The organism is Klebsiella sp. 10, from assembly GCF_018223925.1.
GTDB lineage: Bacteria > Pseudomonadota > Gammaproteobacteria > Enterobacterales > Enterobacteriaceae > Klebsiella > Klebsiella pneumoniae.
Genome location: NZ_JAGRRB010000007.1, coordinates 59,659 through 73,939 on the forward strand (window position 1 = coordinate 59,659; position 14,281 = coordinate 73,939).

Consider the following 14,281-nt stretch of genomic DNA (forward strand, 5'->3'; position numbering starts at 1 on the left):
TCGGATTTAGAATTTCTCAGGAATATGACGGTCGATGGAGATCAGCTTGCCTTTTTTCACCGTGATATATCCCCCCTCGCGCAGCGCGGCCAGCACCTGGTACACATAGCTGCGCGAGAGATTGGTTCGTTTAATAATAAATGCCGACAGGCTCTCATGCTGACCCCCATCAATTTCGCCGCGATATAAATAGCGCGACAGCATCGATTTAATGGTCTGAAAGCTGGTCTGGCTGCCGCGTTCATAGTGGGCATCAAGGGCAAATATGCCCATATAGGCCAGGATCGTGGTCAGCTCTTGCATATAGCCCGGCGACGAATGAAAGAATATTCGCTCAAAATCGCTGGCGGTTATTTTCGCCAGCTGGCACTCGCCCAGACACTGATAATAGAGCGCGACCGACGGACAATAATGTTCCAGTAATCCTAACGGCATATGCGCGATAACAATCCCGACCAGGTTCTGCTCATCGCCAAAGGCCAATGTCATTTGCCCCTGCAGCAGAAAGTAGAGATAGCCCGGCTGCGGAATAAAGCCCTGGTCTTTGCCCAAACTCAGCGTTTCACTGCAGGCGATCACCGCCGGCAGATGCGTAGTCAGCGTCAGCTTCTGGTACCGATCGTAAATATCGCCAAAACTGGGGTTCATCGCGCTACGCACTCCTTTACCTTTGGCCACCGCGGCGGGGCTAACCGCGACCTGTTGAACTATACCTAAGCGGGTGGGGAAGGAAAAGTCCAGATCTGGAGTGGCGAAATATTCCGCCTGGCTCACATTTTTTACCCTCGCCTCCCTGTTTCGTGACCCAATCGTTCCGCTTACCGGTGGGCTGTGCTTTAATGAGCTAAACCGGTTTAATAAAGTTTAGCTTAGAGGAGCTTGTCGTATGAATGGAAAAATCTGGGTACTCGGCGATGCGGTCGTCGATCTCCTGCCCGATGGAGAGGGCCGCCTGCTGCAATGCCCCGGCGGCGCGCCGGCCAACGTGGCGGTCGGCGTGGCGCGGCTCGGCGGTGACAGCGGGTTTATCGGCCGCGTCGGCGACGATCCCTTCGGCCGTTTTATGCGTCACACCCTGGCGCAGGAGCAAGTGGATGTGAACTATATGCGCCTCGATGCGGCGCAGCGCACCTCCACGGTGGTGGTCGATCTCGATAGCCACGGGGAGCGCACCTTTACCTTTATGGTCCGCCCGAGCGCCGACCTGTTCCTTCAGCCCGAGGATCTCCCGCCGTTTGCCGCCGGTCAGTGGCTGCACGTCTGCTCCATCGCTCTCAGCGCGGAGCCGAGCCGCAGCACGACATTCGCGGCGATGGAGGCGATAAAGCGCGCCGGGGGCTATGTCAGCTTCGACCCCAATATCCGCAGCGACCTGTGGCAGGATCCGCAGGACCTTCGCGACTGTCTCGACCGGGCGCTGGCCCTCGCCGACGCCATAAAACTTTCGGAAGAGGAGCTGGCGTTTATCAGCGGCAGCGACGATATCGTCAGCGGCATCGCCCGGCTGAACGCCCGCTTCCAGCCGACGCTACTGCTGGTGACCCAGGGTAAAGCGGGGGTCCAGGCCGCCCTGCGCGGACAGGTTAGCCACTTCCCTGCCCGCCCGGTGGTGGCCGTCGATACCACCGGCGCCGGCGATGCCTTTGTCGCCGGGCTACTCGCCGGCCTCGCCGCCCACGGTATCCCGGACAACCTCGCAGCCCTGGCTCCCGACCTCGCGCTGGCGCAAACCTGCGGCGCGCTGGCCACCACCGCCAAAGGCGCCATGACCGCCCTGCCCTACAGGGACGATCTTCAGCGCTCGCTGTGATCCCCTTGGGCCGGTTAACGGCCCACTTTGCTGGCGACATCACAATTCTTAAACCGGTTTAGCAATTTTTATTTTCACCGCGTTACCGACATGTTTACCATATCAACTAAACCGGTTTAGCAAACATTAGCACACTCACTGATTTACCTTTGGATGTCACCAACATGTATAAAAAACGGAAGTTAGCCATTCTTATTGCTTTGCTAACCGGCACCGCCGCCGCCCATGGGCAGACAGACCTGAACAGCATTGAAGCGCGTCTCGCCGCCCTGGAAAAACGCCTGCAGGACGCCGAGACCCGCGCCAGCACTGCCGAAAGCCGCGCCGCCTCAGCGGAGCAGAAAGTTCAGCAGTTAACCCAGCAGCAGCAGCAAACCCAGGCCACCACCCAGCAGGTGGCCAGGCGCACCACTCAACTGGAAGAAAAAGCCGAACGGCCCGGCGGCTTTGAGTTCCACGGCTATGCGCGTTCCGGGGTGATCATGAACGACTCGGCCGCCAGTACCAAATCCGGCGCTTATATGACCCCCGCCGGGGAGACCGGCGGCGCCATTGGTCGCCTGGGCAACCAGGCCGACACCTATGTGGAAATGAACCTCGAACATAAACAGACCCTGGACAACGGGGCGACCACCCGTTTCAAAGTGATGGTGGCCGACGGACAGACCACTTATAACGACTGGACGGCAAGCAGCAGCGATCTGAACGTGCGCCAGGCGTTCGTCGAGCTGGGCAACCTGCCGACCTTCGAAGGCCCGTTCAAAGGCTCGACCCTGTGGGCCGGGAAACGCTTTGACCGCGACAACTTCGACATCCACTGGATTGACTCGGATGTGGTGTTCCTCGCCGGGACCGGCGGCGGGATCTACGACGTGAAATGGAACGACAGCCTGCGCAGCAACTTCTCGTTATACGGCCGCAACTTTGGCGATATCGCCGACAGCAGCAACAGCGTGCAGAACTATATCGTCAGCATGAATAACTTTGCCGGCCCGGTGCAGATGATGGTCAGCGGGATGCGGGCGAAAGATAATGACGACCGCCAGGACGCGAACGGCAATCTGGTGAAAGGCGATGCCGCTAACACCGGGGTTCATGCCCTGCTGGGCCTGCACAATGAGAGCTTCTATGGCCTGCGCGACGGGACCAGCAAAACGGCCCTGCTGTACGGCCACGGGCTGGGCGCCGAGGTTAAAGGCATCGGCTCCGACGGCGCGCTGCGCCCGGGGGCCAATACCTGGCGCTTCGCCAGCTATGGCACTACGCCGCTGAGCGATCGCTGGTTTATTGCCCCGGCCGTGCTGGCGCAGAGCAGTAAAGATCGTTATGTCGATGGCGACAGCTATCAGTGGGCCACCCTCAACCTGCGTCTGATTCAGGAAGTGACGCAGAACTTCGCCCTCGCCTGGGAGGGCAGCTATCAGTACATGGATCTGCAGCCTGAAGGCTATAACGATCGCCATGCGGTCAATGGCAGCTTCTACAAGCTGACCTTCGCCCCGACCTTCAAGGTGGGCAGCATCGGCGACTTCTTCTCGCGGCCGGAGATCCGCTTCTATACATCGTGGATGGACTGGAGCAAAAAACTGGACAACTACGCCAACGATGACGCGTTAGGCAGCAACGGATTCAAATCGGGCGGCGAATGGTCGTTCGGTATGCAAATGGAGACCTGGTTCTGACGGCCACCGGGGCGACAGGGTAAATAACACATAAATATAAGGTTCGCGGCGCCTGCCACGGCTGGCGCCGCCCACGCCATATCATCATGCATTTAGAGGGTACTATGGATTTTGAACAGATTTCCCGCTCACTGCTTCCCCTGCTGGGCGGCAAGGAAAATATCGCCAGCGCCGCGCACTGCGCCACCCGCCTGCGGCTGGTGCTGGTCGACGACGCGCTCGCCGATCAGCAGGCGATTGGCAAAATCGACGGGGTGAAAGGCTGCTTTCGCAATGCCGGACAGATGCAGATCATCTTCGGCACCGGGGTGGTCAATAAAGTCTATGCCGCCTTTATCCAGGCCGCAGGCATCAGCGAATCGAGCAAATCCGAAGCCGCCGACCTGGCGGCGAAAAAGCTGAACCCGTTCCAGCGCATCGCCCGCCTGCTGTCCAACATCTTCGTGCCGATTATTCCGGCCATCGTCGCCTCCGGCCTGCTGATGGGCCTGCTGGGGATGGTGAAAACCTACGGTTGGGTCGACCCGAGCAACGCTCTCTATATCATGCTGGATATGTGCAGTTCGGCGGCGTTTATCATTCTGCCGATCCTGATCGGCTTTACCGCCGCACGCGAATTTGGCGGTAACCCCTATCTGGGCGCGACCCTCGGCGGGATCCTCACCCATCCGGCGCTGACCAACGCCTGGGGCGTCGCCGCCGGCTTCCACACCATGAATTTCTTCGGCATCGAAGTGGCGATGATCGGCTACCAGGGCACCGTCTTCCCGGTGCTGCTGGCGGTGTGGTTTATGAGCATGGTCGAGAAGCGGCTGCGCCGCGTGATCCCTGACGCGCTGGACCTGATCCTCACTCCGTTCCTGACGGTGATTATCTCCGGCTTTATCGCCCTGCTGCTGATCGGCCCGGCCGGTCGCGCGCTCGGCGACGGCATTTCGTTTATCCTCAGCACGCTTATCAGCCATGCCGGCTGGCTGGCGGGCCTGCTGTTCGGCGGCCTCTATTCGGTGATCGTCATTACCGGTATCCATCACAGCTTCCATGCCATCGAGGCCGGACTGCTGGGCAACCCATCGATTGGCGTCAACTTCCTGCTGCCGATCTGGGCGATGGCCAACGTCGCCCAGGGCGGCGCCTGCTTTGCGGTGTGGTTTAAAACCAAAGATGCCAAAATAAAAGCCATCACCCTGCCGTCGGCGTTTTCGGCGATGCTGGGGATCACCGAGGCGGCAATCTTCGGGATTAACCTGCGCTTTGTGAAACCGTTCATCGCCGCGCTGGTGGGCGGTGCCGCCGGCGGCGCCTGGGTGGTGTCGATGCACGTCTACATGACCGCGGTGGGCCTGACGGCGATCCCGGGGATGGCTATCGTGCAGGCCAGCTCGCTGCTGAACTACATTATCGGAATGGCGATCGCCTTCGCCGTGGCCTTCGCGCTCTCTCTGACGCTGAAATACAAAACGGACGCTGAATAATGTCATTACCGTCACGCCTGCCTGCGATCCTGCAGGCCGTTATGCAGGGCCAGCCGCAGGCGCTGGCCGACAGCCATTATCCGCAATGGCATCTGGCGCCGGTCAACGGACTGCTGAACGATCCTAACGGCTTTTGCCAGGTCGCCGGGCGTTACCACCTATTTTATCAGTGGAACCCGCTCGCCTGCGACCATACCTATAAGTGCTGGGGACACTGGAGCTCTGCCGATCTGCTGCACTGGCGGCACGAACCTATCGCCCTGATGCCGGATGAAGAGTATGACCGCAACGGCTGCTACTCTGGCAGCGCGGTCGAGTTCGAGGGCGCCCTGACTCTGTGCTACACCGGCAACGTGAAATTCCCCGACGGCGGGCGCACCGCCTGGCAATGTCTGGCGACCGAGAATGCCGATGGCACCTTCCGCAAGCTGGGGCCGGTGCTGCCGCTGCCAGAAGGCTATACCGGCCATGTGCGCGACCCTAAAGTGTGGCGGCAGGACGGGCGCTGGTACATGGTTCTTGGGGCGCAGGATGTGCAACAGCGCGGCAAAGTGCTGCTGTTTACCGCCAGCGACCTGCGGGAGTGGCGCCTGGTGGGCGAGATTGCCGGGCACGACGTAAACGGCCTGGCGAACGCCGGCTACATGTGGGAGTGCCCGGATCTCTTTCCGCTGGCGGACACCCACCTGCTGATCTGCTGCCCGCAGGGGCTGGCCCGCGAAGCGCAGCGCTTTCTCAATACCTATCCGGCGGTGTGGATGGCAGGCCGCTTCGACGCCGAACGCGGGATCTTCGACCACGGCCCGCTGCACGAGCTGGACAGCGGATTTGAGTTCTACGCGCCGCAGACCATGCAGGCCGACGATGGCCGCCGCCTGCTGGTCGGCTGGATGGGCGTCCCCGACGGGGACGAGATGCATCAGCCCACCCGCGCGCAGGGCTGGATCCATCAGATGACCTGCGTGCGTGAGCTGGAGTGGCAGGCTGGCACTCTGTATCAGCGTCCGCTGCGCGAGTTGGTCGCCCTGCGCGGGGAAGCCCAGGGCTGGTGCGGACAGACCCTGCCCCTCGCCCCGATGGAGCTGGCCTTTGACATCGCCCCCAACAGCACGCTGGGGCTGGACTTTGCCGGCGCCCTGCAGCTCACCGTCAATCGCGACGGTCTGCGTCTGTCGCGCCGCGGCCTGCAGACGGCGGAGATGCATCACCGCTACTGGCGCGGCGAGGCGCGACGCCTGCGGATCTTTATCGACCGCTCCAGCGTAGAGATTTTCATCAACGATGGCGAAGGGGTGATGAGCAGCCGCTTCTTCCCGGGCTATCCGGGGCAGCTCATCTTCAGCGGTGCGACGCCGGTGGCATTCTGCCGCTGGCTGCTGCGGCCATGCATGGTAGAATAAGCGTTTTGCTTTCAGGCTCCCGGGTGCTGATGAAAACCAAACGCGTAACTATCAAAGATATCGCCGAACTGGCGGGCGTCTCCAAAGCGACCGCCAGCCTGGTACTCAACGGTCGTGGTAAAGAGCTGCGCGTGGCGCAGGAGACGCGCGAGCGCGTACTGGCGATCGCTCGCGAACAGCACTATCAGCCGAGCATTCACGCGCGCTCGCTGCGCGATAACCGCAGCCATACCATTGGTCTGGTGGTGCCGGAGATCACCAACTACGGGTTTGCCGTTTTCTCCCACGAGCTTGAGACGCTCTGCAGGGAAGCCGGCGTGCAGCTGCTTATCTCCTGCACCGACGAAAACCCAGGCCAGGAGAGCGTGGTGGTCAATAACATGATCGCCCGCCAGGTCGACGGCCTGATAGTCGCCTCTTGTATGCACAGCGATGCCGACTATCAGAAACTCAGCGAACAGCTGCCGGTGGTGCTGTTTGACCGCTCCCCCAGCGACAGCGCCCTGCCGCTGGTGATGACCGACTCGGTCACCCCAACGGCCGAGCTGATCTCCCGTATCGCGCCTCAGCATGCGGACGAGTTCTGGTTTCTCGGCGGCCAGCCGCGGCTGTCGCCGTCGCGCGACCGGCTGGCGGGGTTCACCCAGGGCCTGGCCCAGGCGGGGATCACGCTGCGCCCTGAGTGGGTGATCAACGGCAACTACCACCCCAGCTCCGGCTATGAGATGTTCGCGGCGCTCTGCGCGCGGCTGGGGCGTCCGCCGAAGGCGCTCTTCACCGCGGCCTGCGGGCTGCTCGAAGGGGTGCTGCGCTATATGAGCCAGCATCATCTGCTGGATTCCAATATTCATCTCGCCAGCTTCGACGATCACTATCTGTATGATTCGCTTTCCCTGCGCATTGATACCGTGCAGCAGGATAATCGCCAGCTAGCCTGGCACTGCTACGATCTGCTCAGCCAGCTGATCGACGGCCAGGCCCCGGAGCCGCTTCAGCGCTACCTGCCCGCCACCCTGCAAATTCGCCATCCCTGACGGCGCGGTTGGCAATTAGCGTTTTCGCCTGGCGCGCGCCGCCTGCCTCAGCGTTAGCAGCGCGCTGGCGAGCACCGCGCCAAGGCCGATCGTTACCGGCCAGCGGTAAGCCACCAGCAACGAGGGCAATCCACCATCCGGCGCCAGCATCACCAGATTCCAGCCCGCCAGCCCCGCGTTGCCGTTCAGCGCCCGGCTTAACATCCTTTGATGCGGGGCGAATGGCTGAATGGTCTGGTAGTGGCTGCCGAACAGCGGGGGCTGCATCTCTCGCGGGAACTGCGCCTGCACCTGGGCCAGCACGCTGGCCGGCAGCGCGTGCGATGCCGCCAGCAGATGCCCGTCGCCATTCACCAGCAGCAGCTGATAATGCCGCTCCTGAGCGAGGGTCTGGAGAGCGGCGCGCATCGCCGCCAGCGGCCAGGTCGCTTCCCGCTGCGGCGCCGGAATGTTCATCCGCCGCTCAAGGCGTTCCGCCACCCACTGCGCATCCTCCTCCAGCTGGCGGATCTGCCTCTCACGGTAAACCTCTCTGGCCGGCAAATTCATGCCCCGACCGAGCGCCAGGATCGCCAGCCCCGCGAGCAGCGTGACGATAAGGCCCCTTTTTCCCGCTAGCCAGCGCGGCGAGAATTTGCCAAAGGATGGTGTATTCATACGACTCCAGAAACCGCAGGCCACGCGTGGCCCCTGACGAATGGACAACGGAAGTGGCGAAACTGTACAGGATGCGCAGCGCGGGCAAAACAGACAGGCGGAGCCTGGCGGGGAGTATTTTGTTTATTTCTGGACAGGACGGGNNCCGCCCGTTGATAAGATTAGTGTTTTTTCCGGTTGCGACGCATATCGATGGTTACCGCCGCAACGATAATGATGCCTTTAATAATATCCTGCACATAGGCATCGACGCCGACAAAGGTAAAACCGCTTTTGATCAGGCCAAGGATCATCGCGCCAATCAGGGTGCCGGTAATACGCCCCACTCCGCCCATTAAGCTGCTGCCGCCGATCACCGCGGCGGCAATCGCGTCCAGCTCGTAGGACATCCCCATGCTCGACTGGCCGCTACTGACGCGCGCCGCCAGCACCACCCCCGCCAGCCCGGAGAGCGCCCCGGCGATGGTGTAGACGATCACCAGATATTTATTCACGTTGATGCCGGACACTTTGGCCGAGGTCATGTTGCCGCCGATGGCATACACATATTTGCCATACCGGGTATGCTTCAGCGCAATGTGAAACACGGCGGCGATCACGAAGAAGATGATCACCGGCATCGCACCCTGGCCTATCGCCGTAAAGCTGTCGGAGAGGAAGCTGATCGGGTTGCCCTGAGTGTAATACTGCGCCAGACCGCGCGCCGAAACCATCATCCCGAGGGTGGCGATAAACGGCGGGATACCGGTCCGCGTCACCAGGAAACCGTTGGTCAGGCCGCACAGCAGGCCGACGCCGATCCCCGCGCAAATGGGGATCACCGCCGGCAGGTTGACCAGCGCCGGGAACATTGGCGACAGGCTATCGGAGGTTTGCGCCAGGCTGGCCGCCACCACCGCCGCAAGGGCAATAACCGAGCCGGAGGAGAGGTCAATCCCGGTGGTGATGATCACCTGGGTGACGCCGACGGCGATGATGCCGATAATCGCCACCTGCAGCACAATCAGCACCAGCCGGTTGGTATTGAGCAGGAACGACTGGTCGCGAACATACCAGCCGGCGATTTCAAAGGTCAGGGCAATCACCAGCATCACCACAAAGATGCCGGTATCTTTCGGCATTTTATGCCGCAAATTAGCGAAGAAGGAGGAACCCTCGCTGGCCGGAGCCGCCGTTAATTTCATATTACTCATTCTCTTTGCCTCAATGGGATGCCAACGACAAAATGGTTTCCTGGTCGGCTTCGTCTTTTTCCAGGATGCCGGTGATACGACCTTCATGCATCACCATGACCCGATCGCTCATGCCAAGGATTTCCGGCAGTTCAGAGGAGACCATAATCACCGCCACCCCCCGATTCGCCAGTTCACTGATCAGATGATAAATCTCCGCCTTCGCCCCGACGTCGATACCGCGGGTCGGCTCATCGAGAATTAAGATTTTCGGTTGCGCTAACAGCCAGCGCGCAATCAGGACTTTTTGCTGATTCCCCCCGCTGAGGTTATTAATAATTTGATCCATCGTCGGCGTTTTAATATTGAGCCGGCGTATTTGCTCCATGCAGTCTTCGGCCATTTTCACGTGCTGGACAAAACCGCTCTTGCCGATATATTCCGGCATTTTGACGATACTCATATTTTCCAGCACCGACAGCACCAGAAACAGGCCCGACTTTTTCCGGTCTTCGGTTAATAATGCCATCCCCTTTTCAATCGCCACGGAGGGGGAATCGATGGTCACCGGCGCCCCGTCGATCAGCACTTCGCCGCTGTCGAAGCGCTCCATACCGAACAGGCTTTCCATCACCTCGCTGCGCCCGGCGCCCACCAGCCCGGCCACGCCCAGGATTTCGCCACGGCGTACGCTAAAGCTGACGTCATGGAACACGCCCTGACGCGTCAGGTTGCGCACCGTCAGCACCTCTTCGCCGATGGTGTTATTAAATTTCGGAAACAGCTGGGTTAATTCGCGGCCCACCATCTGGGTGATCAGCGACTGCCGGGTAAATTCGGTGGTGTTTTTGCTCCCTACCCAGGTGCCGTCGCGAAAGACGCTGATCTCATCGGTGATGGCAAAGATCTCATCCATTTTGTGGCTGATATAGATGATCGCTTTACCCTGGGCGCGCAGGTCGCGGATGATGGTGAACAGGTGAGCCACCTCGCCTTCGGTCAGCGCCGAGGTGGGCTCATCCATGATCACAATATCCGCGTTCCATGAAACCGCTTTGGCAATCTCCACCATCTGCTGGGCGGCGATGCTCAGGTCGCCCACCAGCCGGTCAGCGGTTAAGCGGATATTGAGCTTATCCAGCAGCGCCTGGGTCTGGCGGGTCAGCTGGCCGTGGTCGACAAAGCCGTATTTCATCGGCTCGCGCCCCAGCCAGATATTCTCCGCCACCGTCATATGCGGCACCAGATTGAGCTCCTGGTGGATCATCGAGATCCCCGAGCGCAGCGCATCCATGGTGTCGGTAAACTCCACCGGCTCCCCTTTCACGCGAATCGACCCTTTATCGGGGCGATAGATACCGATCAGGCATTTCATCAGCGTGGATTTACCGGCGCCGTTCTCGCCCATCAGGGCATGCACCGTTCCCGGACGCACGCGCAATGAGACATTATCGAGCGCCTTCACGCCGGGGAAGAACTTACTGATACCTTCGGCTTCAAGGGCAAAAGCGTTCATACATCCACCTCCGTACCACAGGTTGGCCAGGACTATTTCTGATTACGGTTGGTAAATTCAGCCATGTTCTCTTTGGTGATCAGCTGATACGGCACGTCGATGATTTTTTCCACTTTCTCGCCGTTCGCCAGCTTGATGGCCGCGTCTACTGCGCCTTCACCCTGGCCTTTCGCATCCTGGAAGATGGTGGCGATCATCTTGCCGCTCTTCAGCATCTGCAGGGCATCCGGGGTGCCATCCACGCCGGCGATGAGAATATGGTTCGGGTTTTTGCCCAGCGCCTGCAGGGCGCCGATCGCCATTTCATCGTTGTTGGAGGCGATGGCCTGGATATCCTCACCGCTGGTCATCCAGTTGCTGACCACATCCACGGCGTCATTGCGGGTAAATTTCGCGGTCTGCTTCTGGACGATTTTGATGTTCGGGTATTTCGCTACCACCTCTTCCACCCCTTTGGTGCGGTCGCGAGTGGATTCATTCGCCAGGTCGCCGAGCAGGATCGCCACATTGCCCTTACCGTTCATCGCTTTCGCCAGCGCTTCCATCTGCAGACGGCCGGCAAGAATGGAGTCCGATCCCACATAGGCCATCTTGTCGGTCAGCTCCGCCTGCGGACGGCGGTTCACAAACACCAGCGGGATCCCGGCTTTGGTGGCCTGATCCATGATCGGTTTCACCGCGTTGGTATCCACCGGGTTGACGATAATGGCGTCCACCCCCTGGCCGATAAAGTTCTGCACCTGCTGCAGCTGCTGGGAGACATCCCCTTTCGCGTCCTCGATCTGCGATTTAACGCCATCTTTTTTCATCTCTTTTTGCATCGAGGTACGCAGGATCGTCAGGAAGTTATCGTCAAACAGCGCCATCGAGACGCCAATGGAGACATCTTTTGCCATAACCACCGCAGGCAGCATGCAGGCTAACAAAGAGGCAACAATCGTTTTCTTAATATTCATAGTTGATCCTTGATTTTGTAGGTACGCCGGTGAATGAAACAAAATGAAAAATTAATTTCAGTTACGTTGCGGCAAATGTCTGCTGGTATATCGACGACGCTGCGGCACCTCTCGCACTCCATCGTGATCTAAATCACAAATAACGGCTGTTTTATCATCACTATTTTGAAACATCAGTCCATTTACGCCGCAACCTGGATTTCAGACCATTTATTTCATTAACAAGACATTTGAAACTTTTATAAGTAAATAACTGAAATGAAAATTTTAAAACTATGCAGTAACAGAATTTTGACAGACATCTAACATTGCCGCATAAATGAGCGAAAAATGAGAAGCAGACAACGCTTTGAAGCGATCCCTCCCGGCGGGGTGGTCATTTACCCGCCGGGGAAATCCGTGTTGTCAGGAAGGGAGGCGCCGCACGCCTTAGTCCACGTTCTCGGCGCTGTAGAGGATAAAGTCGACTTTACCGTCGGCATAGGTTTGCGGCTGGTAGCCGGACTCCAGATGGCGCAGCATCAGGTCGATCGCCAGCTGGGCGTGCTGGCGGATGTTCTGATCGAGCGTTAACGCCAGGCTGCCCTTCGCCAGCTGCTGCCGGGTGGTGTTGTAACGCTCATGGGTGATCCAGCAGACGTCGCCTTCGCGGCGGTGGCGGGCCAGCGCCTCGGCAATCTGGGTATTGCCAAGCCCGGTGTTATAGATCCCAACAATATTTCGGCTGCGGCACAGGGCTTGCTCCACCAGGCGGGTGATCTGCTCCCGCCGCTCCTCGCCCGCCAGCACGTCGCTGAGCTGCAGGTGGGGAAAGCGCTGGCTCAGCACCTCGCGGAACCCCTGAATGCGCAGGCGATGCGCGCTGTAATCTTGCCGGCCGCTGACCATCAGCACCTCGCCGGGCCGCGGCGTCATTCTCCCCAGCATTAACCCCGCCGTGCGGCCAGCCTGCAGCTGATTGATCCCCACGTGGCAGAGTCGGTCGGCGCCGGGCAGGTCCGTCGCCAGGGTGATCGCCGGGACGCCAGCCTCCCGGCAGCGGCGCAGCGCGTCATGCACCGCGGGATGGTCATTGCCGAAGACGATGATCCCCTGACGTTGCTGGCAACTGCGCGCAATGCGCCGGGCCAGCGTCGTCGGCTGCGACTCCGGGACAAAGGTGCGGTGCAAGGTCAGACGGCGATAGCCGAGGCTATCCGCCACGGCGGCAAAATCCTGCGCCAGCTGCGGAAAGAAGAACGAGTCATTGCTGCTGAGAAAGACCTCAATCTGCCAGGGAAAGCGGTGCTCCTCCGGCAGGATCCGCTTCAGTCCCGCCTCGCGCGCCGCCTGCAGCACTTTGCGCGTGGTCTGCGGCGATACGCCGCCGCGCTCGTTCAGCACCCGGTCAACGGTGGCCACGCCGACGCCAATCTGTCTGGCCAGCATCGCCAGTGAAATGTTTTTCATCGCCCCTCTCTTCATGATGGAAATCCATCAAAACGGCAGTGTCAGTGAGTTTAGCAAACCGATTATGGTGGCAGCGTCCCCTCGCCATTCTGGAGAAAAAAATGATCTGCAAACGTTTTGCCCTGGTAGGCAGTGGTTTTATCGGTCAGGTTCATGCCGCCAGTCTTGCCCGTCATGAAGGAAGTGCGCTGACGATGGTGGCCGATGCCGCCCCGGAGCGCGCCCAGGCGCTGGCCGCCCGCTATGGCGCCCGGGCGGTGACCGTGAGCGAGGCGATCCATAGCGACGCCATCGACGCGGTGCTGATCGCCAGTTCAACCCCGTCGCATGCCGAACTGCTGGAAGCCGCCGCCAGGGCGGGCAAGGCGGTCTATTGCGAAAAACCGATCGACCTCTCCCTGGCGCGCGCCCGTGAGGTGGTGGAGCGGGTGCTCCCCCTGAACGTGCCGGTCACTGTCGGCTTTAACCGGCGCTTCGATAGCAGCCATCAGCAGCTCCGCCGCCAGCTGGAGCAAGGGCTGATCGGCCGGGTCGAGCTGGTGCAGATGGTCTGCCGCGCCTCCAGCATGCCGCCGCTCGACTATCTGCGCAGCTCCGGCGGCCAGATGCGCGATCAGGCGATCCACTTCTTCGATCTCCTGCGCTTTCTCACTGGCGATGAAGTGCGCACCGTAGCAGCGATGGGCGCGGCGCTGGCCCTGCCGGACATTGCCGAATTTGGCGATGTCGACACCTCCATCCTGATGATGCAGATGCGCGGCGGCGCGCTGGCGCAGCTGGACAATACCCGCCGCACCGGCCACGGGTACGATGAACGGATCACCCTGCTGGGCGCCGAAGGCGCGCTGGAGTCCGGTAGCCAGTCGCCGGCGGGCCCTACCCTGTGGCGCGGCAATCAGCGCATTGAGCCGGGCCTGTGGCCGGACTGGTTCAGCCGGGTACAGGGATCTTATTACCAGCATCTTGACGCCTTTATTCGCTCCCTGAATGGTGAAACCGTCGCCGACCTGCCCGGCCTGCTGGACGGCCTGCAGGCGCAGGCCATTGCCGAAGCGGCAGTTCAGTCCCTGCAGCATGGCCAGTTTGTCGCCGTCGACGACTGTCGCTGAGCGGGTGCGAGGCAACCGCTA

Annotated in this window: 11 protein-coding genes and 1 pseudogene; 6 read left to right on the forward strand and 6 right to left on the reverse strand. The window is 60.4% G+C overall.

The features are described 5' to 3' along the window. Positions 1-6: 6 nt before the first annotated feature. Entirely contained in the window at positions 7-648 is a 642-nt protein-coding gene (locus KHQ26_RS08450) for a helix-turn-helix domain-containing protein (RefSeq protein WP_004151802.1), read from the reverse strand. A 238-nt stretch (positions 649-886) separates the two neighbouring features. Between KHQ26_RS08450 and KHQ26_RS08455 the strand changes: the two genes are divergently transcribed. The 5 genes from KHQ26_RS08455 (at position 887) to KHQ26_RS08475 (ending at position 7,401) form a co-directional block, all read left to right on the forward strand. Next, positions 887-1,810 (forward strand): aminoimidazole riboside kinase, encoded by a 924-nt coding sequence (locus KHQ26_RS08455; protein WP_004142652.1) that lies wholly within the window; start codon positions 887-889, stop codon positions 1,808-1,810. A 164-nt stretch (positions 1,811-1,974) separates the two neighbouring features. Further along, positions 1,975-3,492: a carbohydrate porin gene (locus KHQ26_RS08460; protein WP_004147437.1), complete on the forward strand. Its 1,518-nt coding sequence runs from the start codon at positions 1,975-1,977 to the stop codon at positions 3,490-3,492. 104 nt (positions 3,493-3,596) lie between these two features. Beyond that, the gene (locus KHQ26_RS08465; RefSeq protein ID WP_002892640.1) at positions 3,597-4,967 is read left to right on the forward strand and encodes a sucrose-specific PTS transporter subunit IIBC; all 1,371 of its coding nucleotides are present in this window, start codon (positions 3,597-3,599) and stop codon (positions 4,965-4,967) included. Continuing rightward, on the forward strand, positions 4,967-6,367 hold the full coding sequence (locus KHQ26_RS08470; protein WP_004199626.1) for a sucrose-6-phosphate hydrolase: 1,401 nt from the start codon (positions 4,967-4,969) through the stop codon (positions 6,365-6,367). Before KHQ26_RS08465 ends, KHQ26_RS08470 begins: the two co-directional genes overlap by 1 nt. Positions 6,368-6,390: 23 nt before the next feature. Then, positions 6,391-7,401: a LacI family DNA-binding transcriptional regulator gene (locus KHQ26_RS08475; protein WP_014907957.1), complete on the forward strand. Its 1,011-nt coding sequence runs from the start codon at positions 6,391-6,393 to the stop codon at positions 7,399-7,401. Between the two features lie 53 nt (positions 7,402-7,454). Here KHQ26_RS08475 and KHQ26_RS08480 read toward each other — a convergent pair. The 5 genes and pseudogenes from KHQ26_RS08480 to KHQ26_RS08500 all read right to left on the reverse strand — a co-directional run bounded on the left by KHQ26_RS08480 (position 7,455) and on the right by KHQ26_RS08500 (position 13,151). Continuing rightward, a pseudogene (locus tag KHQ26_RS08480) lies at positions 7,455-8,058 on the reverse strand (hypothetical protein). A gap of 161 nt (positions 8,059-8,219) precedes the next feature. Further along, complete coding sequence (locus KHQ26_RS08485) at positions 8,220-9,242, reverse strand: ABC transporter permease (RefSeq protein ID WP_004152946.1); 1,023 nt, start codon at positions 9,240-9,242, stop codon at positions 8,220-8,222. Between the two features lie 19 nt (positions 9,243-9,261). Further along, entirely contained in the window at positions 9,262-10,746 is a 1,485-nt protein-coding gene (locus KHQ26_RS08490) for a sugar ABC transporter ATP-binding protein (RefSeq protein ID WP_004142660.1), read from the reverse strand. Between the two features lie 32 nt (positions 10,747-10,778). Further along, on the reverse strand, positions 10,779-11,702 hold the full coding sequence (locus KHQ26_RS08495; protein ID WP_002892597.1) for a sugar ABC transporter substrate-binding protein: 924 nt from the start codon (positions 11,700-11,702) through the stop codon (positions 10,779-10,781). A 429-nt stretch (positions 11,703-12,131) separates the two neighbouring features. Continuing rightward, a complete protein-coding gene (locus KHQ26_RS08500) occupies positions 12,132-13,151 on the reverse strand; it encodes a LacI family DNA-binding transcriptional regulator (RefSeq protein ID WP_020804406.1) in 1,020 nt (339 codons plus the stop codon). 101 nt (positions 13,152-13,252) lie between these two features. Here KHQ26_RS08500 and KHQ26_RS08505 point away from each other — a divergent pair, with 101 nt between their 5' ends. Beyond that, entirely contained in the window at positions 13,253-14,260 is a 1,008-nt protein-coding gene (locus KHQ26_RS08505; protein WP_004177011.1) for a Gfo/Idh/MocA family oxidoreductase, read from the forward strand. Positions 14,261-14,281: the final 21 nt, after the last annotated feature.

What these genes read in the sequence shown, in the direction of transcription:
- KHQ26_RS08455 (WP_004142652.1), top strand. Translation starts at nt 887, where the DNA reads ATGAATGGAAAAATCTGGGTACTCGGCGATGCGGTCGTCGATCTCCTG.
- KHQ26_RS08495 (WP_002892597.1), bottom strand. Translation starts at nt 11,702, where the DNA reads ATGAATATTAAGAAAACGATTGTTGCCTCTTTGTTAGCCTGCATGCTG.
- KHQ26_RS08500 (WP_020804406.1), bottom strand. Translation starts at nt 13,151, where the DNA reads ATGAAAAACATTTCACTGGCGATGCTGGCCAGACAGATTGGCGTCGGC.
- KHQ26_RS08490 (WP_004142660.1), bottom strand. Translation starts at nt 10,746, where the DNA reads ATGAACGCTTTTGCCCTTGAAGCCGAAGGTATCAGTAAGTTCTTCCCC.
- KHQ26_RS08465 (WP_002892640.1), top strand. Translation starts at nt 3,597, where the DNA reads ATGGATTTTGAACAGATTTCCCGCTCACTGCTTCCCCTGCTGGGCGGC.
- KHQ26_RS08470 (WP_004199626.1), top strand. Translation starts at nt 4,967, where the DNA reads ATGTCATTACCGTCACGCCTGCCTGCGATCCTGCAGGCCGTTATGCAG.
- KHQ26_RS08460 (WP_004147437.1), top strand. Translation starts at nt 1,975, where the DNA reads ATGTATAAAAAACGGAAGTTAGCCATTCTTATTGCTTTGCTAACCGGC.
- KHQ26_RS08505 (WP_004177011.1), top strand. Translation starts at nt 13,253, where the DNA reads ATGATCTGCAAACGTTTTGCCCTGGTAGGCAGTGGTTTTATCGGTCAG.
- KHQ26_RS08450 (WP_004151802.1), bottom strand. Translation starts at nt 648, where the DNA reads ATGAACCCCAGTTTTGGCGATATTTACGATCGGTACCAGAAGCTGACG.
- KHQ26_RS08485 (WP_004152946.1), bottom strand. Translation starts at nt 9,242, where the DNA reads ATGAAATTAACGGCGGCTCCGGCCAGCGAGGGTTCCTCCTTCTTCGCT.